This is a genomic window from Actinomycetospora sp. (genome assembly GCF_036497585.1).
Lineage (GTDB): Bacteria > Actinomycetota > Actinomycetes > Mycobacteriales > Pseudonocardiaceae > Actinomycetospora.
Genome location: NZ_DASXJD010000058.1, coordinates 1 through 23,375 on the forward strand (window position 1 = coordinate 1; position 23,375 = coordinate 23,375).

Annotated in this window: 21 protein-coding genes; 2 read left to right on the plus strand and 19 right to left on the minus strand. The window is 75.4% G+C overall.

The window, feature by feature from the left end; all coding sequences use genetic code 11:
* Nucleotides 1-241 precede the first annotated feature (241 nt).
* From tyrS to VGH76_RS05570, 12 genes are all read right to left on the minus strand, one after another.
* Nucleotides 242-1,528: a tyrosine--tRNA ligase gene (tyrS, locus tag VGH76_RS05515; RefSeq protein WP_331555611.1), complete on the minus strand. Its 1,287-nt coding sequence runs from the start codon at nucleotides 1,526-1,528 to the stop codon at nucleotides 242-244.
* A gap of 26 nt (nucleotides 1,529-1,554) precedes the next feature.
* Complete coding sequence (locus VGH76_RS05520; RefSeq protein ID WP_331555612.1) at nucleotides 1,555-2,190, minus strand: DNA-3-methyladenine glycosylase; 636 nt, start codon at nucleotides 2,188-2,190, stop codon at nucleotides 1,555-1,557.
* Entirely contained in the window at nucleotides 2,187-3,632 is a 1,446-nt protein-coding gene (gene argH / locus VGH76_RS05525; protein ID WP_331555613.1) for an argininosuccinate lyase, read from the minus strand. The genes VGH76_RS05520 and argH overlap by 4 nt, the downstream gene beginning before the upstream one ends.
* Nucleotides 3,629-4,264, minus strand: coding sequence for an arginine repressor (locus VGH76_RS05530; protein ID WP_331555614.1), 636 nt, complete (start codon nucleotides 4,262-4,264; stop codon nucleotides 3,629-3,631). Before VGH76_RS05530 ends, argH begins: the two co-directional genes overlap by 4 nt.
* The gene (gene argF, locus VGH76_RS05535) at nucleotides 4,261-5,250 is read right to left on the minus strand and encodes an ornithine carbamoyltransferase (protein ID WP_331555615.1); all 990 of its coding nucleotides are present in this window, start codon (nucleotides 5,248-5,250) and stop codon (nucleotides 4,261-4,263) included. The genes VGH76_RS05530 and argF overlap by 4 nt, the downstream gene beginning before the upstream one ends.
* On the minus strand, nucleotides 5,247-6,458 hold the full coding sequence (locus VGH76_RS05540) for an acetylornithine transaminase (RefSeq protein WP_331555616.1): 1,212 nt from the start codon (nucleotides 6,456-6,458) through the stop codon (nucleotides 5,247-5,249). Before VGH76_RS05540 ends, argF begins: the two co-directional genes overlap by 4 nt.
* Nucleotides 6,433-7,389, minus strand: a complete 957-nt coding sequence (gene argB / locus VGH76_RS05545) for an acetylglutamate kinase (protein ID WP_331555617.1) — start codon at nucleotides 7,387-7,389, stop codon at nucleotides 6,433-6,435. The genes VGH76_RS05540 and argB overlap by 26 nt, the downstream gene beginning before the upstream one ends.
* Nucleotides 7,386-8,552: a bifunctional glutamate N-acetyltransferase/amino-acid acetyltransferase ArgJ gene (gene argJ / locus VGH76_RS05550; RefSeq protein ID WP_331555618.1), complete on the minus strand. Its 1,167-nt coding sequence runs from the start codon at nucleotides 8,550-8,552 to the stop codon at nucleotides 7,386-7,388. The genes argB and argJ overlap by 4 nt, the downstream gene beginning before the upstream one ends.
* Nucleotides 8,549-9,580: an N-acetyl-gamma-glutamyl-phosphate reductase gene (argC, locus tag VGH76_RS05555; protein WP_331555632.1), complete on the minus strand. Its 1,032-nt coding sequence runs from the start codon at nucleotides 9,578-9,580 to the stop codon at nucleotides 8,549-8,551. The genes argJ and argC overlap by 4 nt, the downstream gene beginning before the upstream one ends.
* A 40-nt stretch (nucleotides 9,581-9,620) precedes the next feature.
* Complete coding sequence (locus VGH76_RS05560; RefSeq protein WP_331555619.1) at nucleotides 9,621-11,483, minus strand: NAD(P)/FAD-dependent oxidoreductase; 1,863 nt, start codon at nucleotides 11,481-11,483, stop codon at nucleotides 9,621-9,623.
* 228 nt (nucleotides 11,484-11,711) lie between these two features.
* The gene (locus tag VGH76_RS05565; protein WP_331555620.1) at nucleotides 11,712-13,364 is read right to left on the minus strand and encodes a class I adenylate-forming enzyme family protein; all 1,653 of its coding nucleotides are present in this window, start codon (nucleotides 13,362-13,364) and stop codon (nucleotides 11,712-11,714) included.
* A gap of 40 nt (nucleotides 13,365-13,404) precedes the next feature.
* Nucleotides 13,405-14,397: a winged helix DNA-binding domain-containing protein gene (locus VGH76_RS05570; RefSeq protein WP_331555621.1), complete on the minus strand. Its 993-nt coding sequence runs from the start codon at nucleotides 14,395-14,397 to the stop codon at nucleotides 13,405-13,407.
* 47 nt (nucleotides 14,398-14,444) lie between these two features.
* Between VGH76_RS05570 and VGH76_RS05575 the strand changes: the two genes are divergently transcribed.
* Entirely contained in the window at nucleotides 14,445-16,124 is a 1,680-nt protein-coding gene (locus VGH76_RS05575) for an alpha-keto acid decarboxylase family protein (protein WP_331555622.1), read from the plus strand.
* Here the strand turns inward: VGH76_RS05575 and VGH76_RS05580 are convergent.
* Entirely contained in the window at nucleotides 16,103-16,924 is an 822-nt protein-coding gene (locus VGH76_RS05580; protein ID WP_331555623.1) for an alpha/beta hydrolase, read from the minus strand. The genes VGH76_RS05575 and VGH76_RS05580 overlap by 22 nt on opposite strands.
* A gap of 66 nt (nucleotides 16,925-16,990) precedes the next feature.
* Here VGH76_RS05580 and VGH76_RS05585 point away from each other — a divergent pair, with 66 nt between their 5' ends.
* Nucleotides 16,991-17,554, plus strand: a complete 564-nt coding sequence (locus VGH76_RS05585) for a hypothetical protein (RefSeq protein WP_331555624.1) — start codon at nucleotides 16,991-16,993, stop codon at nucleotides 17,552-17,554.
* Nucleotides 17,555-17,578: 24 nt separating this feature from the next.
* Here the strand turns inward: VGH76_RS05585 and pheT are convergent, their stop codons facing one another.
* The 6 genes from pheT to infC form a co-directional block, all read right to left on the minus strand.
* A complete protein-coding gene (pheT, locus tag VGH76_RS05590) occupies nucleotides 17,579-20,098 on the minus strand; it encodes a phenylalanine--tRNA ligase subunit beta (RefSeq protein ID WP_331555625.1) in 2,520 nt (839 codons plus the stop codon).
* A 53-nt stretch (nucleotides 20,099-20,151) separates the two neighbouring features.
* Nucleotides 20,152-21,219, minus strand: coding sequence for a phenylalanine--tRNA ligase subunit alpha (gene pheS, locus VGH76_RS05595; RefSeq protein ID WP_331555627.1), 1,068 nt, complete (start codon nucleotides 21,217-21,219; stop codon nucleotides 20,152-20,154).
* Nucleotides 21,220-21,263: 44 nt separating this feature from the next.
* Nucleotides 21,264-22,091 (minus strand): TrmH family RNA methyltransferase, encoded by an 828-nt coding sequence (locus VGH76_RS05600; protein WP_414637676.1) that lies wholly within the window; start codon nucleotides 22,089-22,091, stop codon nucleotides 21,264-21,266.
* Entirely contained in the window at nucleotides 22,088-22,483 is a 396-nt protein-coding gene (gene rplT, locus VGH76_RS05605; protein WP_331555629.1) for a 50S ribosomal protein L20, read from the minus strand. Before rplT ends, VGH76_RS05600 begins: the two co-directional genes overlap by 4 nt.
* A gap of 73 nt (nucleotides 22,484-22,556) precedes the next feature.
* Entirely contained in the window at nucleotides 22,557-22,748 is a 192-nt protein-coding gene (gene rpmI, locus VGH76_RS05610; RefSeq protein ID WP_331555630.1) for a 50S ribosomal protein L35, read from the minus strand.
* Nucleotides 22,749-22,867: 119 nt separating this feature from the next.
* On the minus strand, nucleotides 22,868-23,375 hold a 508-nt coding region (gene infC, locus VGH76_RS05615), incomplete at its 5' end, for a translation initiation factor IF-3 (protein ID WP_331555631.1).

A 23,375-nucleotide genomic window follows, 5' to 3' on the forward strand; every position in this document is an offset into this window, starting at 1 on the left:
CACACGAACTGCCAACCACCCACCAGGCGGCCGCACCATCCGATGCCATCAGGACCACTCACCCTACCAGACCAGCTGAAGGGCAACCGCTCCAACCTATCCCGCCGCCCGGCCCGGGAACAACCCCTCGGCCCTGGCGACATCGAGAACACTACAGGGCGGGTGTAACCGGTCCGCGAGGGGGGTACCGGTGGCGCGTCGTCGCAGGTCGTGACGCGTCGCCGCCCCGGTGCGCCCCTCGTCAGCCGGCCACGAGTTCCACGCCCGCCGTCGTGCGCTTCCCGCGGCGCACCACGAGCCAGCGCCCGTGGAGGAGGTCGGCGTCGGCCGGCGTCCATTCCTCGGTGTCGACCTTGGCGTTGTTCACGTACGCGCCGCCCTCCGCGACCGTGCGGCGGGCAGCCCCCCGGCTGGCGGCGAGGCCGGTCCCGACGAGCAGGTCGACCACCGTCGGGTTGTCGGTGCGCGCCAGCGAGGCCGACGGCACCTCGGCGAGGGCGGCGGCGAGGGTGCCCGCGTCGAGGTCGCGCAGCTCGCCGCGCCCGAACAGGGCCTGGCTGGCGGCCTCCACCCGTCGGACCTCCTCCTCGCCGTGCACCAGCGCCGTCACCGACTGCGCCAGCGCACGCTGCGCGGCACGGGCCTGCGGGCGCTCGACCGTGGCCTTCTCCAGCTCCTCGATCTCCTCGCGGCCGAGCCAGGTGAACGCCCGCAGGTACTCCCCGACCTTGGCGTCCTCGGCGTTGATCCAGAACTGGTAGAAGGCGTAGGGGCTCGTCAGCGAGGCGTCCAGCCAGACGGTGCCGCCCTCGGTCTTGCCGAACTTCGACCCGTCGGCCTTGGTGATCAGCGGGGTGCCGAGGGCGTGGACCACCCGCCCCTCCACCCGGTGGATGAGGTCGATCCCGGCGGTGAGGTTCCCCCACTGGTCGCTGCCCCCGGTCTGCATCGTGCAGCCGTACCGGCGGTAGAGCTCGAGGAAGTCGAGGGACTGCAGGATCTGGTAGGAGAACTCGGCGTAGCTGATGCCCTCGTCGGACTCCATGCGCCGGCTCACGGCCTCCTTGGCGAGCATGCGCCCGACGCGGAAGTGCTTGCCGTACTCGCGCAGGAAGTCGAGGGCCGTGATGCCCTCGGTCCAGTCGAGGTTGTTGACCAGCAGCGCGCCGTGGTCCCCGGTGAAGTCGAGGAACGGGCGCAGCTGCGCCCCGATCTTCTCGACCCACTCCGCGACCACCTCGCGGTCGTTCAGCGTGCGCTCCGACGTCGGCTTCGGGTCCCCGATGAGGCCCGTGGCGCCCCCGACGAGCGCGATCGGCCGGTGCCCGGCCTGCTGGAAGCGCGCCAGGGTCAGCCACTGCAGCAGGTGCCCGATGTGTGCGCTGGGCGCGGTCGGGTCGATGCCGGAGTAGAGGGTGACCGTGCCGGCGTCGAGGTCACGGCGCAGCGCGTCGAGGTCGGTGCTCTGGGCGACGAGGCCCCGCCAGGCGAGGTCGTCGAGGATGTGCGGTGCGGTCACGAGCCCCATTGTGTCGTGCGCGGCGTCGCGAACCGCTACCAGTCGGGGCCCTCCGGTCGGGCGCGCCCCGCCTTGTACGGCGTGACCGCGGCCGCCCCGGCGACCCACAGCCGCCACGGCCGCTGCTGTCCCGCCGCGACCCCGACCCGGGGCCCGTGGCGCACGGCGTCGTCGGGCACGGGCTCCCCCGGCTCGAGGCGCACCCGCGAGGACGGGTCGACCACGTCGGCGCCGTTCTGCTCCCGGCCGAGGCCCAGCAACGTGCACAGCCGGGCGGGCCCGCGGGCGAGTTCGGCGTCGCGGCCCCGCGCGGTCGGCCGGCGCGCGTGCGCCATCCCGGGGTCCGAGAGCACCTCGCCCGCCCGCAGCAGCACCGCCCCCGGGCGCCCGTCGTCGAGGGCGACGACGTTCGCGCAGAAGTGCATGCCGTAGACGAAGTACACGTAGAGGTGGCCCGCCGGGCCCCACATCACAGCGTTGCGGGCGGTCCGGCCGCGGTAGCAGTGCGAGCCCGGGTCGTCCTCGCCCCGGTAGGCCTCCACCTCGACGAGGCGGACCCGGACCTCGCCGTCGTCGGTGTCGGCGACGAGGTGGCACCCGAGGAGCACCCGCGCCGCGTCGAGCGGGTCGACCGTTAGCGCGGCGCGGTCGACCAGGGTCGAGGAGGTCACCGGCGGCGGATCGGGACCGTCCAGCCGCGGGCCTCGATGACGGCGCCCACGATGCGGTCGTACTGCTCGGCCACCCGCTTCGGCGCGGTCCCCCCGTAGGCGTTCCGCGAGGCGATCGAGCCCTCGACCGTCAGCACGGTCCGGACGTCGGGGGTGAGCGCCGGGTCGCAGGTCCGCAATTCCTCGTCGGTGAGGTCGTCGAGTCCCACGCCCCGGGCCTCGGCCGCCCGCACGCACGCGCCGGCCGCCTCGTGGGCCCGCCGGAACGGCACGCCCTGGCGCACGAGCCACTCCGCGACGTCGGTCGCGAGGGTGAACCCGGCGGGGGCCAGCTCGGCGAGCCGGTCGGTGTGGACGGTGAGCGTCCTGATCATGCCCGTCATGGCGGGCAGCACCATCGTCAGCTGCGCGACCGCGTCGAACAGCGGCTCCTTGTCCTCCTGCAGGTCCCGGTTGTAGGCCAGCGGCAGCGCCTTGAGCGTCGTCATCAACCCGGCGAGATTCCCGACGAGGCGGCCGGCCTTGCCCCGGGCGAGCTCGGCGACGTCCGGGTTCTTCTTCTGCGGCATGATCGACGAGCCGGTGGACCACGCGTCGTCCAGCGTCACGTACCCGAACTCCGCGGTCGCCCAGAGGATCAGCTCCTCCGCGATGCGCGACAGGTCCACCGCGGTCATCGCCAGGACGAACGCGCCCTCGGCGGCGAGGTCGCGGGAGGCGGTGCCGTCGACGGAGTTGTCGACGGCGTCGCGGAAGCCGAGGTCGCGTGCCACGGCGGCCGGGTCGAGCCCGAGGGAGGTCCCCGCGAGCGCCCCCGAGCCGTAGGGCGACAGGTCGAGCCGGCGGTCCAGGTCGCGGAAGCGCTCAAGGTCGCGCAGCAGCGCCTGGGCGTGAGCCCCGAGGTGGTGGGCGAGCAGGATCGGCTGGGCGTGCTGCAGGTGGGTGCGCCCCGGCATGACCGCGTCGGGGTGCGCCCGGCCCTGGCTCACCAGGGCGTCGACGACGTCGCAGACCCCGCGTGTGAGGTCGCGGAGCCGGTCCCGCAGCCACATCCGCAGCTGGGTGGCGATCTGGTCGTTGCGGGAGCGCCCGGCCCGCAGCTTGCCACCCAGCTCCGGGCCGACCCGTTCGATGAGTCCCCGCTCGAGGGCGGTGTGGACGTCCTCGTCGTCGGGAGCGGCCACGAAGGCGCCCGAGGCGACGTCGTCCGCGAGGCGGGCCAGGCCGTCGAGCATGCCGGCGAGCTCGGCGTGGTCGAGCAGCCCGGCTCCGTGGAGGACGCGGGCGTGCGCCCGGGAGCCCGCGATGTCGTACGGCGCGAGCACCCAGTCGAACTGGGTGGACTTCGAGAGCGCCGCCATCACCGCGTCGGGGCCGGACGCGAACCGCCCGCCCCACAGCGCCGACGTGCCGCCGGGACCCCCCTCCTGGGCCTCGCTCACCGGTCCTCGTCCTCCTGCGGTGTCCCCGTCGGCCGGAGCGCCGACCGCGTGCCCAGTGTGCTCAGCAGATCGGCGAGCCCCGCGCCGTCCAGGGGTTCCCGGGCGACGACGAGCACGGTGTCGTCGCCCGCGATCGTGCCCACCACCTCGGCCAGGGAGGCCCGGTCGAGCGCGCTGGCCAGGTAGTGGGCGCCGCCGGGCGGGGTCCGCAGCACGGCCAGGTTCCCGGAGTGGTCCGCCGAGACGAGCAGCTCGCCGAGCAGCCGCCCCAGTCTGTCGGTCCCCCCCGTGACGCCCCGCACCGGGCTCCCGTCGTCGGGGACGACGTAGCGGCCGGCCCCGCCGTCGGCCCCGCGCAGCTTGACCGCCCCGAGCTCGTCGAGGTCCCGGGAGAGGGTGGCCTGAGTGACCTCGACGCCTTCCCGGGCGAGCATCCCGGCCAGCTCGCCCTGGCTGTGGACCTCGTGGGTGCTGATGAGTGCCACGATCCGCGCCTGCCGGGAGGCCCGGCTGGACGCCGGGCGCAGCCGCTCGAGCCGCTCGCGGACGGCCCGCCGATCCTCGGGCCGGACCTCCTCGGCGAGCTCCTCCTCCCCCAGCGACCCGCGCGCGGATCCCTCGACCGGGCTCATCGCGCCAGCAGCCAGGTGAGGAGGGCCTTCTGGGCGTGGAGGCGGTTCTCGGCCTCGTCCCAGACCGCCGTCCCCGGGGCGTCGATGACCTCGGCGGTGATCTCGTCGCCCCGGTGGGCGGGGAGGCAGTGCAGCACGGTCGCGCCGGGGGCCGCCCGGGCGACGAGGTCGGCATCGACGCGGAAGGGCCGGAACGGCGCGACCCGGTCCAGCCCGTCGTCCTCCTGCCCCATCGAGGTCCACGTGTCGGTGACCAGGACGTCGGCGGCCTCGACGGCCGCCTCCGCCTCCGCGCGGCCGTCCCCGTCGAGCACGGTCGCCGAGCCGCCGGTGTCGGCGGCCCGCCGCACGGCGTCGGCGACAACGGTCGGGTCGGGCCGGAAGCCGGCGGGCGCGGCGACGCGCACGTGCATGCCGGCGGTCACGCCGCCCAGCAGCAGGGACTGCGCCATGTTGTTCGCGCCGTCGCCGAGGTAGGTCAGGGTGAGGCCGGCCGTGCGGCCGTGGCGCTCGGTGATCGTCTGGAGGTCCGCGAGGACCTGGCAGGGGTGGAACCCGTCGGTCAGCGCGTTGACGACCGGGACGGAGGCGTACTCGGCCATCTCCTCCAGACGCGCGTCCGCCCCCGTGCGCCAGACGATGGCGTCCACATAGCGGGAGAGCACCCGCGCGGTGTCGGCGATGGTCTCCCCGCGGCCCAGCTGGGCGGCCCGCCCGTCGATGATCACCGGGGTGCCCCCGAGCGCCCCGATGCCGACCTCGAAGGACACCCGCGTGCGGGTGGAGGGCTTGTCGAAGATGACCGCGACCGCCCGGGGGCCCGCGAGCGGGCGCTGCCCGAACGGGTCGGCCTTCACCGTGGCGGCGAGCTCGAGGACCTCGGCCTGCTCGGCGGGGGTCAGGTCGTCGTCACGCAGCAGGTGACGTGGGGTCCGCGCCGTCCCCGGCGACGAGGAGGGGGCCCCGGCTTCCGGCGCCGCGGTCACGCGCCGCCCCCGGCCTCGGCGGCGCCGCGGGACAGCGCGTCGGGCAGGTCGGCGAGGAAGGCGTCGACCTGGGCGTCGGTGACCACCGCCGGCGGGGCCAGCCGGAGCCGCCCGGGGACCGGCGCGTTGATCAGGTAGCCGGCCTCGCGGGCGGCGTTGGTCACCGGCCCCGACGCGTCGGCGGTGAGCGCGATCCCGACGAGCAGGCCGGCCGCGTCGACGTGGTCGACCAGCGGGTGGTCCAGGCCCTCGATGCGGGTGCCGAGGTCCTTGCCCAGGGCGTCCGCGCGGTCGAGGAGGCCCTCGCGGGCGACCGTGTCGAGGACGGCGAGCGCCGCGGCGCAGCACACCGGGTTGCCGCCGAACGTGGTGCCGTGCTGGCCCGTGGTGAGCAGCTCGGCGGCCGGCCCGAGCCCGATGCAGGCGCCGAGCGGCAGACCGCCGCCGAGGCCCTTGGCCAGCGTGACGACGTCGGGGACGATGCCCGCCCGCTGGTGGGCGAACCACACTCCCGTGCGCCCGACACCGGTCTGGATCTCGTCGACCACGAGCAGCGCGCCGTGCCGGGTGGTGATGTCCCGGGCGGCCTGCAGGTAGCCCTCCGGTGGGATGATCACCCCGGACTCGCCCTGGATCGGCTCGAGGACCACCGCGGCGGTGTCCGCGTCGACCGCGCCGCGCAGCGCCTCGGCGTCGCCGTAGGGCACGAACTCGACGCCGGGCGGCATCGGCTCGAACGGCTCCCGCTTGGCGGGCTGGCCGGTGAGGGCGAGCGCGCCCATGGTGCGGCCGTGGAAGCCCCCGAGGGTCGAGACGATCTTCGGGCGCCCGGTGCGGCGGGCGATCTTGAACGCCGCCTCGTTGGCCTCGGCGCCGGAGTTGCACATGAGCACCCGGCCTCCGCCCGCGCCGAGCAGGGACAGCAGCCGCTCCCCCAGCTCGACGGTCAGCGGGTTGATGACCAGGTTCGAGGTGTGCCCGAGCGTGGCGACCTGCCGGGACACGGCCTCCACCACCGCCGGGTGGGCGTGGCCGAGGAGGTTGACCGCGATCCCGCCGAGCAGGTCGAGGTACTCGTGGCCGTCGGCGTCCCACACCCGGGCGCCCTCGCCGCGCACCAGGGCGAGCGGCGGCGTCCCGTAGTTGCCCATCATCGTGGCGGACCAGCGGCGGCGGAGGTCCTCACCGGTCGGTGTCGCTGTGGTCATGCGGGGGACCTCCTTCGCTGGTGGACGGGGCGGGGACGACCATCGTCCCGACGCCATCGCTGGTGAAGACCTCGAGCAGCACGGAGTGCGCGACCCGGCCGTCGATGACGTGGGCCCGCGGGACGCCGCCGGCGACGGCGCGCAGGCAGGCCTCCATCTTCGGGATCATCCCGCTGGACAGGCTCGGCAGGAGCCCGGCGAGCTCCCCGGCGTCGATCTCGGTGCGCAGGCTGGAGCGGTCGGGCCAGTCGGTGTAGAGGCCCTCGACGTCGGTGAGGACGACGAGCTTGCGGGCCCCGAGGGCGACGGCGAGCGCTCCGGCGGCGGTGTCGGCGTTGACGTTGTGGACGACGCCGTCGGCGTCCGGGGCCACGGAGGAGATCACCGGGATGCGGCCGCCGGCGACGAGGTCGAGCACCGCAGCGGGGTTGACCTCCACCACGTCGCCCACCAGCCCGACGTCGACGTCCTCGCCGTCGACCCGGGCGGTCCGGCGGGCCGCGGTGAAGAGCCGCGCGTCCTCGCCGGACATCCCGACCGCGAGGGGGCCGTGCGCGTTGATGAGGCCCACGAGCTCGCGGCCGACCTGGCCGACGAGCACCATCCGGACGACGTCCATCGTCTCCGGCGTGGTGACGCGCAGCCCGCCACGGAACTCGCCGGGGATGTCGAGCCGCTCGAGCATCGAGGTGATCTGCGGGCCGCCGCCGTGGACGACCACCGGGCGGATGCCGGCGAGCCGGAGGAAGACCATGTCCTCGGCGAAGGCGCGGCGCAGCTCGTCGTCGACCATCGCGTTGCCGCCGTACTTGACGACGACGACGGCGTCCTGGAACTCGCGCAGCCACGGCAGGGCCTCGGCGAGCACCGCGGCCTTGGCCTGCGCCTGCTCCGGGGACGTGGTGGGGGTGCCGGTCGAGAGCGCGGTCATGTCGAGTACGCGCTGTTCTCTTCGACGTAGGCGTGCGACAGGTCGGTGGTGAGCACGGTCGCGGTGCCGCCGGCCAGCCCGAGGTCGACCTCGACGGTGATCTCCGGACCGGAGAGGTCGGCCTTCGACCGGTCGCCCACCGCGGCGGCCGCGGCGCAGAGCAGGACCCCGTTGACCGTCACCGACAGCGACGCCGGGTCGACCCGGGCCTCGCTCGCCCCGATCGCGGCGGCGATCCGGCCCCAGTTCGGGTCGGAGCCGAACAGCGCCGTCTTCACGAGGCTGTCGCGGGCCACGGCCCGGGCGCCGAGCAGCGCGTCGGCGTCGGAGTCGGCGCCGGTGACGGTCACCGCGATGCGCTTGGTGACCCCCTCGGCGTCGGCCTGCAGGCCGCGGGCGAGGTCGGCGCACACCGCCCGGAGCTCCTCGGCGAACTCCGCCTCCCCCGGGCTCACCCCGGAGGCGCCGGAGGCCAGGAGGAGCACCGTGTCGTTGGTGCTGGTGGAGCCGTCGATGTCGAGGCGGTCGAACGTCACGGCGGTGGCGGCGCGCAGCGCGCGGTCGGCGGTGTCGGGGTCGAGCACCGCGTCGGTGGTGACCACGACGAGCATGGTCGCGAGGCTCGGCGCCATCATCCCGGCGCCCTTGGCGAAGCCGCCCACGGTCCAGGAGCCGTCGGCGGCCGTCCGGCTCGCCTGCTTGTCCACCGTGTCGGTGGTGAGCACCGCGGTCGCCGCGTCGGAGCCCGCCTGCGCACCCGCGTCGAGGACCCCGGCCGCGGTGTCGACGCCCGCGAGCAGCCGCTCGATCGGCAGCCGCTCGCCGATGAGGCCGGTGGAGCAGACCGCGACCTCGATGGCCCCGCACCCGAGCACCTCGGCGACCTTCTCCGCCGTGTGGTGGGTGTCGGCGAACCCGTCGGGCCCGGTGCAGGCGTTGGCGCCGCCGGAGTTGAGCACGACCGCCCGCAACGAGCGCTCGCGCAGCACCTGTGCCGACCAGAGCACCGGGGCGGCCTTGACCTGGTTGCGGGTGAAGACGCCGGCCGCGGTCGTAGTCGGGCCGTCGTTGACGACGAGCGCGAGGTCGGGCCGGTCGCCGTGGGCCCGCAGGCCGGCGCGGACGCCCGCGGCCCGGAAGCCGGCGGCGGCGGTGACGCTCACGGCGCGAGCCCGGCGGTGGGCAGGCCGACGGTCTCGTCGAGCCCGAGCGCGAGGTTGACGGACTGGATCGCGCCGCCCGCCGTCCCCTTCGTCAGGTTGTCGATCACCGCGGTGGCGACGAGGCGGCCGGCGTCGACGTCCACCTCGACCTGGACCTGCGCGGTGTTGGACCCGACGACGTTCTTGGTGGCCGGCTGCACCCCGTCGGGCAGGAGGTGCACGAAGGGCTCGTCGCCGTAGGCCTTGGCGTATGCCGCCCGCGCCTCCGCCACGTCGACCCCGGGGTCGGCCAGCGGTGCGCTCACCACCGCGAGGATGCCGCGGGGCATCGGCGCGAGCACCGGGGTGAACGACGCGGTGACCGGGCCGGCCCCGAGCCCCGACAGGTTCTGGATGATCTCCGGGGTGTGCCGGTGGGAGCCGCCGACGCCGTAGGCGGTGGCCGAGCCCATGACCTCCGAGCCCAGCAGGTGCGCCTTGGCCGCCCGCCCGGCCCCGGAGGTGCCGGAGAAGGCGACGACGCTGATCTCCGGGGCGACCAGCCCGGAGCCGACCGCGGGGACGGCCGCGAGCGTCGCGGTGGTGGGGTAGCACCCCGGGACCGCGATCCGCCGCGTGCCGCGCAGCGCGGGCCGGGCGCCGGGGAGCTCGGGCAGCCCGTAGGGCCAGGACCCGGCGTGGGCGCCGCCGTACCACCGCTCCCACGCGGCCGGGTTCCGGAGCCGGTGGTCGGCCCCGCAGTCGACGACCAGCACGTCCTCGGGGAGCTGTGCGGCGAGCTCGGCCGAGCGACCGTGCGGCAGCGCGAGGAAGACGACGTCGTGCCCCGAGAGCACCTCGACGGAGGTGGCCTCGAGCGGCCGGTCGGCCAGCGGGACGAGGTGGGGCTGGTGGGCGCCGAGCAGGGTGCCCGCGGAATCACCCGCGGTGAGCGCACCGATCTCCATCTCGGGATGGCCGAGCGCGAGCCGCAGCAGCTCCCCTCCGACGTAGCCGCTGGCACCGGCCACCGCGATCCGCATGCGTATGACTATGCACGATCTCGGAAGACCATGCAACGAGTTCGGGTCAGCGGCTCCGCAAGTCGTGCCGCCCCGAGGAGATCCACGTGAGGGCCGGCTGGTCGCCCGTCACCGTGCCGTCCGGGCGGGGCGCCGGGGACCCTACGCGCGTCGGCACCGAGGGGTGGGGTTCGCGCAGCGTCGGCTGGTCGTAGTCGTCGGACCGCACGAACGCCGGAGCAGGCGCCGGGGCCGGCTCGACCGGTGCTGCCGGCGCGGCCTGCCGCACCACCGCGACGTCGTCGTCACCCCGCCGCGGCGCCGGCACCACCGCGCCCGCGGCCACCGGGTCCCGCCCGAGCAGCGCCGAGGCCACCCAGTCCAGCACGATCCGCGCCTTGCGCTCCGCCGTCGGCATGGCCCACAGGTGGTAGGCGCGGTGCAGCGCGTAGGCGGGCCAGCCCATCAACCGCAGGCCGCGGATCTCGGCCACACCGCGCCGGCGGCCGAGCCCGGCGACCACACCGGACGAGGAGTGCTCGTAGGGCTGCAGCGGGCGCCCGCCGAGGTGGGCGACGACGTTGTCGGCGAGGACCCGGGCCTGCCGGACCGCGTGCTGGGCGGTGGGCGCGGTGACCACCTTCGGGTCCTCGTCGGCGAGGGTGGCGCCGCGGGCGAGGTCCGGCACCGCGGCGCCGTCGCCGGCCGCGAAGACGTGCGGGCGGCCGATGACCTGCAACATCGCGGTGCAGCGGATCTTGCCGGTGCGCTCGAGCGGCAGGTCGGTGCGCTCGAGCAGCGGGTGGGGGCGCGTCCCGGCGGCCAGGATGATCGTGTCGGTCGGGATGACCGTCCCGTCGGCGAGCCGGACGTCGCCACCCTCCGCGGAGGCGAGTCCGGCCCCCACGCGCACCTCGATGCCGCGGCGCGCGAGCCGCCCGTGCACGCGCGCGGCGGTCGGCTCGCTGACCTCGGGCATGATCCGCTTCGACGCCTCGACGAGCACCCAGCGCAGCTCCGAGGGGTCCACCCCGACCTGGCGGCCCGCCCGCCGGGCGAGGTCCTCGAGCTCCCCGAGCGCCTCCACCCCGGCGAACCCGCCGCCCACGACGACGAAGGTGAGCAGCCGCGCACGGCGGGCGACCTCGGCCGCCGTCGTCGGGACCACCGAGGCGGCGGCGTCGAGGCGGGAGAGCACGTGGTCGCGCAGCGCGGAGGCGTCCCCCACGGTGCGGAAGGTCAGGGCCCGGCCGGCGAGCCCCGGCACCGGCAGCTCACGCGCGATCGCGCCCGGGGCGACCACGAGGACGTCGTAGGAGATCTCCCGGGAGGTCCCGTCGGGGAGGTTGACGACGGCGCGGCGGCGGGCGTCGTCGACGGCCACGACCGACCCGGTGACGACGTCGCAGCGGTCCAGCACGCGGCGCAGCGACACGGTGAGGTGCCGCGGCGCGATCGAGCCGCCCGCCGCCTCGGGCAGGAAGGGCTGGTACGTCATGTGCGGCTGCGGGTCGACCACGGTCACCGACCCGATCGGCACGCTGGCGCGGGAACGTCCGGGCCGGCTGCCGCGGTGACGACCGTCGCCCGCGATCCCGATCCGCTCCTGCAGGGCCCGGGCCGCGACGAGCCCGACGTAGCCGCCGCCGACGACGAGCACGCGCGCGCCGGGCACGAAGTCGCCGGTGTCGGGGACCTCCGTCTCGCCCGAGGGCGAGAACAGCCGGCTGCCCGCCAGCAGCGCCGTCCCGCCGCCGAGCGCCACCGCGGCGCCGCCGACGGAGGGCCAGAAGCCGAGCATGCCCCGGGCCCAGAGCCCGAGCACGAGCGTCGCGAGGACGAGGACGCCGAGCGCGGCGAGCACGCGCGCCGCGGTGCGGGGAGGACGGCCGGTCGGGGACCACTGGTACTGCTCATCGGGGCGACGCATGGCGAGGGGGGAGCTGCCTCTCCGGGTCGGGTGTGGGGAGCGGCCCCGCCGCCGGGTCGGGGGTCCGGCGGCGGGGTCGGACGGCCACGCTAGGCAGTCGGCCCCTCGCGGAGCGCGAACATGAGAACGACGACGGCGGGTGCCGCCCACCGCCGCCACCAGGGCGCCCAACAGCGTTCGATTGGTCCGGTCGGAGCAGCACGCTCCGGTGGGCGCGGACCCCCGCTCTCAGGAAGGCTCGTCGGTCCACGCCGGGCCGTCGGCGGCCGCGAGCAACGTCTCCCGGAGGTCACCCTTGAGGACCTTGCCCGCGGCCGACACGGGCAGCGCGTCGACCGTGTAGATCCGCCGGAGCCGCTCGTAGGGTCGGACCGCGCCGTTCACCGCGGCGGCCAGGTCGTCCAGCCCCGCCGCGCCGGGCGCGAGGACGATCGCCGCGGTCGGCAGCTCGCCGACCGCGTCGTCGGGGAGCCCGACGACGGCCGCCGTCCGGACCTCCGGCCGCGCGGCGAGCAGCTCCTCGAGCTCGCGGGGGAACACGTTGTAGCCCTTGTAGAGCAGCATGTCCTTGGCCCGGTCGACGACGGCGAGGTGGCCGTCCTCGCCGAGGACCCCGATGTCCCCGGTCCGCAGCCAGCCGTCGACGAGGCACGCCGCGGTCTCCTCGGGCCGGTGGTGGTAGCGCTGCATCACCTGGGGTCCGCGCGCCCAGATCTCGCCGCGCTCGCCGCGCGCCACCGGCTCGTCCCCGGGCTGCCCCGTCTCCACCGGCAGCAGCGCCAGCTCGGTGTTCGCCACCGGCAGGCCGACCGTGCCGACGTGCCGCGTCGCGGAGCGCTCCGGCGGCGAGATGCACAGCCCCATCGTCGCCTCGGTGAGGCCGTACCCCTCGACGACGACCGCCTCGGGCATGAGCGCCGCGATCCGCTCGGCCTGCGCCACCGCCATCGGGCTGGCGCCGGAGGTCACGGTGCGCACCGACGAGAGGTCCCGGGTCGCGGCGTCGGGGTGGGCGAGCAGGGCGTGGTACATCGCGGGCGCCCCGGAGAGCGTCGTCGCGCGGTGCCGCTCGACGTCGGCGAGGTAGGCGGCGGGGTCGAAGCGGTCCTGCACGATCGCGGTCGTCCCGGTGACCAACCCGATGGTCAGCCCGTTGGTGCCCATCGCGTGGAACCACGGCGCGACGGATAGCGAGACCGCCTCGCCGACCCGGACCGGGTGCTCCTCCGGTGGGGAGGTCTGCTCGACGGTGATCGCGCCGTGCACGTCGGGCACGGGCACCGCGCCGGCGGAGCTCGCGGCGTACTGCAGGACGTTGGCGACGACGTTGGCGTGGGTGAGCTCGACGCCCTTCGACCGCCCGGTGGTGCCGCCGGTGTAGGCGAGGTGGGCCAGGGCGACGGTGGGGTCGAGCTCGACCTCCGGCGGGGTGTCGTGCTCGGTCACCGGCAGGTCGAGCCGGCGCCCGTCGGTCGTGATCACGTTCTCCAGCGACGGGTCGAGGCTGACGACCGCGACGGCGCCCGCGTCGGCGAGCTGGGCGTCGAGGAGGTCGCGGGGCAGGGCGGGGCTCGCGAGCGCGACGGTGGCCCCCGCGAGCAGGATGCCGTGGTAGGCGACCGGCCAGGCCAGGCGGTTCGGCAGGTGCAGCGCGACGACGTCGCCGGGCCGGACACCGCGCGCGACGAGCGCGTGGGCCACCCCGCACGCCTCCTCCCACAGCCCGCGGTAGGTCACGACGTCGTCGTGGTGCACCAGGGCGGGCCGGTCGCCGAAGCGGCGGGCGGCGCCGTCGAGCAGCGCACCGACCGGGACCAGCGGGAGCTCGATGCTCCGGGGCGCCGCCACCGCGGAGAGCCCCGTGCGGGCCGTCGTCGTCATGACCCGGGAGTCTGCCCGCGGATCGCCCGGGGCGACATGATCACCCGGCGAACAGCTCCCGCTCGACGCGGCGGTTGCGGCCGCTGCCCACCCACTTCCAGGTCCCGACGACGCGGCCCTCCCGCACCACCGTCGGCCGGAACATCCCGTTTCCGCCCGGCACGATCCGGTCCGCGTGCTCGGCGTCGAGGATCTCGGCGCGCTCGCCGTAGCCCAGGACGAACTCGTCGAAGCCGGGCAGCAGCAGCTCGGCCCCCGGGTCCTCGGCGGCGGCGAGGCGCTCCGGGGTGCCCGGGTCGAGGAACATCCCGTCGCCGTCCTCGACGAGGTGCCCGCGCGCACCCTCGATCGCGGTCGTCACGTCCGCGGCGGGGAGGCCGGTCCAGCGGGCGAAGTCCTTGCGGCGGGCCGGGCCGTGGCCGGTGAAATACTGGCGGGCCCACTCGCCCAGCGCCTCGTCGCGGTCGGGCCGGCGGGGCGTGGGCACCCACTCGTCGAGCAGGACCAGGGCCTGCTCCTTGGCGGAGGCGAACGGCCCGTACGCCAGCACCCCGTGCATCGCTAGCACCGAGATGATGTGGGTGACGTGGTTCGACTCGAGGGTCAGGCCGGCCGCCGCCCAGAGCGCCGCCAGCTCGGCGCGGGTGGCGCGCCCGCCCCCGGCGAGAGCCTCGCGCGCCAGCTCCCCGGCGCGCTCGACGGCCTCGTCGGCGAGCCCGAACTGCGCTCGGCGCTTGGCGGCTGCTGCGAGCGCGGGCGCGGTGGCGAGCGGGAGCATCCAGGGCAGGTCGGCGGCCGCGACGACGTGCAGCGTCCGGCGCATGGGCCACGACCGCACGATCTCGCCGTGGTCGAAGGCCCGCCGGACCTCCTCGACCTCGCCCGACGCGGTCCGCAGGGCGATCGAGGCGAGGACCCCGGGCAGGTCCTGGCCCTGCGCGGCGCCCAGCACCGAGACCGCCTCGGCGGGGGTGGCGCACCGGGGCCCGACCAGCCGCAGGGCGGCGAGACGACGCAGACCGACGGAGTTCACGCCCGGATCGTCGCAGGTTGTCGGGCCCCGGTGGCAGCATCTCGGTCATGACCTACTGCGTCGCCGACCACCTCGCCGACCGGCTCGCCGAGGTCGGCGTCGAGCACGTCTTCGGGGTGCCGGGCGACTACAACCTCGCGATGCTCGACCACGTCGTGGGGCACGCCCGGTTGACGTGGGTCGGGTGCGCGAACGAGCTCGATGCCGGGTACGCCGCCGACGGGTACGGCCGGCTGCGCGGGATGGCGGCGCTCGCGACGGCGTTCGGCGTGGGTGAGCTGTCGGCGATCAACGCGGTGGCGGGGAGCTTCGCCGAGCACGTGCCGGTGGTGCACGTGGTGGGCGCCCCCTCGACCGACCACCAGGCCGCGCACCGCGTGGTGCACCACTCGCTGGGCGACGGCGTGTTCACCCACTTCATGACGATGCACGAAGGCATCACGTGCACCCGCGCGGCGCTCACCGCCGAGAACGCCGCGGCGGAGATCGACCGGGTGCTCACCGAGGTTCGAGACCGCCACCTCCCGGGCTACCTGCTGATCCCCACCGACGTCTCGGCGGCCGCGGTCGACCCGCCGTCGGCGCCCCTGCCCACCCCGGTGGACCACACCGACCCGGAGGCGCTGGCCGGGTTCGCCGACGCCGCCCGCACGCTGCTCGAGCGGGCCGGCTCGGTGGAGCGGATCGCGCTGCTCGCGGGGCTGCTCACCCACCGCGTCGGGGGTCGGGAGGTGCTCGCCGACCTGCTCGCGGCCGGGCCGGTGCCGCACGCCACCACGGTGTGGGCCAAGAGCCTGGTCGACGAGACCGCGGACGGCTTCGTCGGGACCTACGCGGGCGCGGCCAGCCCCGAGGAGGTCCGCACGTCGGTCGAGGACGCGGCGGCGCTGATCGTCGCCGGGGTGCAGTTCACCGACCTCACCAGCGGGTTCTTCACCCAGCGGATCAGCCGGCCGCGTGCGATCGAGCTCGGCGCGCGGACCGCGAGCGTCGGCGCCGCGACCTTCTCCCCGATCGAGCTGCCGACGGCGCTGGGCGCGCTCGTGCCCCTGGTGCGCGAGCTCGCGGCGGCGGGCCCGCCGCCACCGCGGCCGCAGGTGCCGGCGGACGCCGTGCCCGCTGCCGACGACGCCGAACCGCTCTCGCAGGACGCCCTCTGGGCCGAGGTGGCGGCGTTCCTGCGCGAGGGCGACCTCGTGCTCGCCGATCAGGGCACCGCGTTCTACGGCGCCTCCACCCACCGCCTGCCGAGCGGCGTGACGTTCATCGGGCAGCCGCTGTGGGCCTCGATCGGCTACACGCTGCCCGCCACGCTCGGCGCGTGTCTGGCGCAGCCCGACTCGCGCGGGATCCTGCTCATCGGCGACGGCGCCGCGCAGCTCACGGTCGCCGAGCTGGGCACGATGGTGCGCGAGGGGCTGGCGCCGGTGGTGGTCGTGGTCGACAACGACGGCTACACCGTCGAGCGCGCCATCCACGGGCCGACCGAGCCGTACAACGACATCACGCGCTGGGACTGGACGGCCGCGCCGGCGATGTTCGCGCCGGACGGCGGGGCGCGGGCGTGCCGCGTGGCGACGGTCGGGGAGCTGCGCGCCGCCCTCACCGCGGCCCGCGAGGACCCGACGACGCTCGCCGTCGTGCAGGCGGTGGTGCCCCGCGACGACGTCCCGCAGCTCCTCGCGGACCTGACGAAGGCCCTCGGTCAGGCCAACTCCAGGGCCTGAGCGAGCCACGCCACGGCCAGCGCGTCCACCTGCGCCGCCTGCGGCGTCTGCGGGGCGGGGTCGACGCCGGGCTCCTCGGCGAGCGCGTGACCCATGCCGTCGATGACGTGCAGGTCGGAACGCACTCCCCGTTCGCGCAGCAGATCACGGAGCCGGCCCGCCGGGTAGAGGAACGCCTCGGCGGCGTCCTGCGCGCCGACGATGCAGCGCACCTGGGTGTCGGCGAGCTCGTCGGACCGGGCCAGGAGGTCCATCCGGTCCCCCACGACCTCGGACCCGGGCGTCCAGCGGTAGTCCATCCCGAAGAAGCCGGCGAGCTGCGCCACGACCGGCCGCAGCTGCAGGAGCGGGCTGATCAGCACCGCCGCGCGCGCCTCGACGACCTTCTCGACGATCGCCGCCCCGGCGATCCCCGCCCCCGCCGATCCCCCCGCGACGGCGAGCGGCCCGCTGCCGATGCCGTGCTCGGCGCGCACCGCGTCGAGGAGCGCCGGGAGCTCGACGACGGCCTGGGCGTTGACGGCGCCGTGGAGGTTGAGGACCGGCTCCTCGCGACCCAGCCTCATGATCTCCTCGAGGCCGGGCGAGCGCGACCCGCACAGCGGCAGGCCGGGGTAGAGGCGCCAGGCGTCGAGGCCCTCCAACGGGAGGGCGGCGGCGAAGGCCCGCTCGGTGCGCGGGGCGTCCATGAGGTGCCAGGCGAGGACCATCGGGGCATCGGCACGCGGCGTGGCCGGCGGGCGGAGGACGTAGGGGACGCCGGCGGCGGTGCCGGTGACGGCGTCGGGAGGGAGGGTCACGGTCAGCCTCCTCGATCGTGTGTTGGACGCTGTACAGTTTAGCTGGACGGCGTACAGTTGGCCACCGTGCGGGGACCGGGGCAGCGGGCGGGTCTGAGTCGCGAGGCCATCGTGGCGGTGGCCCGGGAGGTGCTCGACGACGGGGCGGTGCTGTCGATGCGCGCCGTCGCGGGTCGGCTCGGGGTGGCACCGAACGCGCTCTACAGCCACGTCGAGGGCCGGGAGGGCCTGCTCGACGCCGTCCTCGACGACCTGCTCACCGCGCTGCCCCTCCCCGGCCCGACCGACGACCCCGCCGCCGGCCTCACCGCGCTCATGACGGCGACCCACGAGCTCCTGCTCGCCCACCCGGGGCTCGTGCCGCACTTCGTGGCCCGCCAGGGCTCCCGCGGCGCGAACGCGCAGCGGCTCGGCGAGGCGATGCGGTCCCTGCTCGACCGCGGCGGGGTGCACGACCGGACGGCGCAGGACACCGCGATCCGGGTGCTCGTGGTGCACGCGATCGGCGACGCCGCCGTGGCCGCCGGTCCGGACGGGACCGGTGCCATCGACCCGGACCGGCTGCGCGCGTCCTACGCGACCGGCCTGCGCTGGCTGCTCCGAGGTGCGCTCCGCGCAGGTGAGCACTGATCCGCGTCATAGGCGGATTACTGCTCACGCGCGGAGCGAAGCGGAGCACCTCTCCCCCGCCAGCGCGACCGCCGCGTCGCGGGCCGCGGCCGCCTCGTCGAGGGTGAGCGTCCGGTCGGGCGCGCGGAAGCGCAGCGCGAACGCGAGCGACCGACGGCCCTCCCCGACCTGCGCGCCGCTGTAGACGTCGAAGAGCCGCACGTCCTCGAGCAGCTCCCCGCCGCCCTCGGTCAGCGCCGCCTGCACGGCCGCCACCGGGGCCTCGACCGGGACCACGAGCGCCACGTCGAGCAGCACGGGCGGGAACGCCGACACCTCGGGCCGGGCCAGCACCTCGGTCACGGGCAGCCGGTCGAGCTCGAGCTCCATCGCGCAGGTGCGCGGCGGCAGGCCGAGCGCCTCGAGGACCTTCGGGTGCAGCTCGCCGGCGTGCCCGACCAGCACGTCGCCGACGTACAGAGCGGCGCAGCGGCCCGGGTGCCACGGCGCGTGCCGGTCGGCGGTGACGGTGAGCTCGGCGCCGTAGACCGCCGCGACCGTCCGCGCCGACGAGACCGCGTCGGCCCACGTCGCCGGACGGCCCTCGCCCCACCAGCCCGGGCGCTCCCACGCCCCGGTCAGCACCGCGCCGACGCGCAGTGGCTGGGCGGGCAGCGCGTCCTTCAGCGCCGCGACCAGCGCGTCCGACGGCCGGGCGTCCACGCCGACCTCCGGCGCCGGGCCCGGCGTCCCGGTCGGCCGGGCGACCTGCGCCACCTGGAACAGCGCGAGGTCGCGCAGGCCCCGCGACACGTTGCGCACGACGGCCTCGAGGAGCCCAGGCAGCAGCGTCGTCGCCACCAGGGACCGGTCGGCGTCGAGCGGGTTGGCGAGCCGGACCGCGGAGCGGCGCGGGTCGTCGTCGTCCAGGCCGAACGCGTCGAGCACGCTCGGCGCCACGAACGGCGAGGGCAGCACCTCCTGGTAGCCGGCGTCGGCGAGCGCGCGGGACACCTGCCGACGACGCCGCTGCGCGAGCGTCAGTCCGGTGCCGCCCGCGAAGACCGGCAGCTCCGAGGGGATCGACTCGTAGCCCTCGAGGCGCAGCACCTCCTCGACGAGGTCGGCCGGACGGGTCAGGTCGGGCCGCCAGGTCGGCGGCACGACGACGAGCCCGGCTCCGCCTTCCGAGTCGACCTCGACCGCGCACCCCACCTGCACCAGGCGTCGCACGCTCGCGCCGCGGGCGTAGGTCACGCCGGCGACGCGGTCGGGCAGGTCCAGCGCCATCCGGATCGGCGCCGGCGCGGGCTCCTCGCCCTCCGGGAACGGGCCGACGTCGGTGACGCCGGCCTCGACGGTCGCGCGGCCATAGCGCTCGAGCAGCGCCGCGGCCAGATCCGTCGCCGGGCGCGCCACCGCCGGGTCCACGAACCGCTCGAACCGGCGGGCCGCCTCGCTGGGCAGCTTGTGGCGCCGCGCGGCGCGGGCAACGGCGGCCGCGTCCCAGGTGGCGGCCTCGAGCAGGACATCGGCGGTCGCGTCGGTGACCTCGGTGGCCGCCCCGCCCATGACCCCGGCGAGCCCGATGGGCCCCGAGTCGTCGCAGACGGCGACGTCGTCGGGGTCGAGCGCCCGGCTGACGTCGTCCAGCGTCGTGAGCTTCTCGTCGGTGCGGGCCCGCCGGACCACGACGTCGCCGCTCACCCGGGCCGCGTCGTAGGCGTGCATGGGCTGGCCGAGCTCGAGCATCACGTAGTTCGTGACATCGACGGCGAGCGAGATCGGCCGGATGCCGGCCAGCAGCAGGCGGCGTCGCATCCACCACGGGGTCGGCGCCGTCGGGTCCAGGCCGGTGACCCGGCGCGCGGCGAACCGGCGGCACCCGGAGTCGGGCTCGATCCGCACCGGCCACGCCTCGCCGCCCGCCGGCGGCAGCCCCAGGTCGACGCTCGCCGGGTCGCCGAACGCGGCGTCGTACGCGCAGGCGACCTCGCGGCCCATGCCGCGGATCGAGAGCGCGTAGCCGCGGTCGGGGTTGACCGCGATGTCGAGGACGGCGTCGGGGTCGGAGGGATCGAGGCCGAGGAGCGCGGCGGCGTCGTCCCCCGGGTCGGCCGTGCCGGGCGGCAGCACGAGGATGCCGCTGTGGTCGTCGCCGAGGCCGAGCTCGTCGAGCGCGCAGATCATCCCGTCGGACACGCGCCCGTAGGTCTCGCGGGCCGCGATCGCGAACCCGCCGGGCAGCGTCGTGCCGGGCAGGGCGGCGACGACGAGGTCCCCGACGGCGAAGTTGGTCGCGCCGCAGACGATGCCCTGCGGCTCGTCGGGCGACGACCCCCGCGTGCCCACGTCCACCCGGCAGAACCGGATCGGCTTCTTGAACTCGCTGAGCTCCTCGATCTCGAGCACCCGGCCGACAACCAGCGGGCCGGTGACCGGCTCGAGGGGCGCGACGTCCTCGACCTCGAACCCGACGCGGATCAGCGCCTCGGCGAGATCGTTCGCCGAGGGGACCTTGTCGAGGGCGACGGGCTCGGTGAGCCAGGAGACGGGGACGCGCACGGTCGGGGCCTTTCAGGGACGAGGAAGCGGTACGGATCAGGGTTCAGCCGAGATCAGGGCTCCACGGCGAACGCGCTGGTGAAGCGGATGTCGCCCTCCACCATGTCGCGCATGTCCGGCAGGCCGTTGCGGAACATCAGCGTGCGCTCGAGCCCCATCCCGAAGGCGAAGCCGGAGTAGACGTCGGGGTCCACCCCGCAGGCGCGCAGCACGTTCGGGTCGACCATCCCGCAGCCGCCCCACTCGACCCAGCCGGCGCCGCCCTTCTTCTGCGGGAACCACACGTCGGGCTCCGCGGACGGCTCGGTGAACGGGAAGTACGACGGCCGCATCCGGATCCGCGAGTCCAGGCCGAACATCGCGCGGGCGAACGCGTCGAGCGTGCCCTTGAGGTGGGCCATCGTCAGGCCCTTGTCGACGGCGAGCCCCTCGACCTGGTGGAACACCGGGGTGTGGGTGGCGTCGAGCTCGTCGGTACGGAACGTCCGGCCGGGGCAGACCACGTACACCGGCAGGTCGCGCTCGAGCAGGGAGCGGATCTGCACCGGCGAGGTGTGGGTGCGCAGCACCTGCTTCGCCTCGGGCGGCTCGACGTGGAACGTGTCCTGCATCGTGCGGGCGGGGTGGTCGGGCAGGAAGTTCAGCGCGTCGAAGTTGAACCACTCCGACTCGACCTCGGGGCCCTCGGCCAACTCCCAGCCCATCGCGACGAAGACGTCGGCGATCCGCTCCGAGGTCTGGGTGAGCGGGTGCCGGCTGCCGCGCGGGTGCCGCTCGGTGGGCAGCGTGACGTCGACGGCCTCCTCGGCGAGCACCCGCTCGTCGCGCTCGGTGAGCAGGACGGCGTGGCGGTCGTCGTACGCGGCCTGGACGGCCTGCCGCGCCTCGTTCACCCGCTTCCCGGCGTCGGCCTTGGCCTGCGGGGGCAGCGACCCGATCTCGCGGCGCGCCAGCAGGACAGGCGAGCGGTCCCCGAGGTGGGCGGGCTTGAGCGCGGTGAGGGCCTCGAGCGTCGTCGCGCCGGCGAACGCGCTCGTCGCCTCGTCGCGCGCGGCCTCGAGCGTCTCGGGCGAGAGCGCGGAGACCTGCTTGGGGTCGAACGAGTCGTTGGTTCCGGACATCGCGGGTGGCTGCTGCTCCTGCTCGGCGACGGTGGGGGTCGAGTCTATCGAGGAGCCTCGACGGGGTTCTGCGCCCGCACCGAGGCGTACAGGCACACCGCGGCGGCCGTTGCCAGGTTGAGGCTCTCGGCCCGGCCGCGGATCGGCACGCGGACCCGCGCGTCGGCCGCCGCCGCGAGCTCGTCCGGGACCCCGTGGGCCTCGCTGCCCAGCACCCAGGCGGTGGGGCGGGCGAGCAGGTCGTCGGTCGCCGGGCCCAGCTCGGTCTCGCCGTGGCCGTCGGCGACGACGACGCCGAGCACAGCCGCCCGCAGCGTCGTCAGGACGGCGTCGATGGAGCGCTCCCGCAGCACGGGGAGGTGGAAGAGGCTCCCCATGCTCGCGCGGACGCACTTGGGGTTGTACGGGTCGACGGTGTCGCCGGCGAGCAGCACGGCGTCTGCGCCCGCGGCGTCGGCGGTGCGGATGACGGTGCCCGCGTTGCCGGGGTCGGCGACCCCGGCGAGCACGGCGACGAGCCGGGCGCCGGCCAGCGCCTGGGTCGGGTCGGGCTCGTCGCGGCGGCAGACCAGCACGAGGCCCTGCGGGTGCACGGTGTCGGTGAGGCTCGCGACCGCCCGCTCGGTGACGATGGCGGTGCGGACGCCCGCAGCCCGGGCGCGGATCAGCAGGTCGCGCTCGCGGTCGGCCACGGCGTCGGTGACGAAGAGGTCGACGACGGCGCCCGGGCTGTCCTCGGCCCGGGCGAGCGCGTCGTACGCGGGCCGCACCCCCTCGACGAGGAAGCGGCCGGTGTCCTCACGCGCCGCGCGCCGCAGCAGCTTGCGGGCTGCGGCGACGCGCGGGGTGCGTTCGGTGAGGACCTCGCTCAGGCGGCGTCCTCGGACTTCTCGGCGCCCTTGGGGACGTCCGCCACGGCGGCGCGGGCGGTCTCGACCAGCGCGGTGAACGCCGCCCGGTCGGACACCGCGATCTCCGCGAGGTTCTTGCGGTCGATCTCGACCCCGGCGAGCTTGAGGCCCTGCATGAACCGGTTGTAGGTCATGTCGTTGGCCCGGGCCGCCGCGTTGATGCGGGTGATCCACAGCTGCCGGAAGTCGCCCTTGCGCTGCTTGCGGTCGCGGTAGGCGTAGGTCAGCGAGTGGAGCGTCTGCTCCTTGGCCTTGCGGTAGAGCCGCGAGCGCTGGCCGCGGTAGCCGCTGGCCATCTCCAGGGTGGTGCGGCGCTTCTTCTGGGCGTTGACTGCGCGCTTGACGCGTGCCACGTCGTCCTGCCTTCGGTCATGTCGGGGACTCCTCGCCGGCGACGGCGGGAGCAGTCCGGGTGGGTGGGGAGCCTCAGATGCCGAGCATGCGGCGCAGGCGCTTGTCGTCCTGCGGCGCGGCCTCGGTCTGACCGGCGAGCTGACGCGTCTTGTGGCTGGACTTCTTCTCCAGCAGGTGACGCTTGCCGGCCTTCTCGCGCAGCAGCTTGCCGGTGCCCGACACCTTGATGCGCTTCTTGGTCCCGGAGTGGGTCTTGTTCTTCATCCGTCCTCGTCCTGGTCGTCCGGCCGGCCCGGCGATCCGGGCGGGGGCGGCTCTCGGGCGTCCCGCGGGGCGGCGAGCCGTGCCGTCGCGCTCGACGGTACGGCCCGCGCTCCCGGGACTCAGGAGGCGGGCTCGGGCTGAGCGGACTGCTCGGCCTGGGCCTCCTGGGCTGCCTGCTGGCTCTGCTGCTTCGGCGTCTTCGCGATCTTCTTGTTCGGCGCCAGCACCATGGTCATGTTGCGGCCGTCCTGCTTCGGTGAAGCCTCGACGAACGCGAGGTCGCCGACGTCCTCGGCGAGCCGCTGGAGCAGCCGGAAACCCAGCTCCGGGCGGGACTGCTCGCGACCGCGGAACATGATCGTGACCTTGACCTTGTGACCCTGTCCGAGGAAACGGGTGACGTGACCCTTCTTCGTCTCGTAGTCGTGCGGGTCGATCTTCGGCCGGAGCTTCTGCTCCTTGATCACGGTCTGCTGCTGGTTGCGGCGCGACTCGCGGGCCTTCTGCGCGCTCTCGTACTTGAACTTGCCGTAGTCCATGAGCTTGCAGACCGGCGGGCGCGCCTGGGCCGCGACCTCCACGAGGTCGAGGTCGGCCTCGCGAGCCAGTCGCAGGGCGTCCTCGATG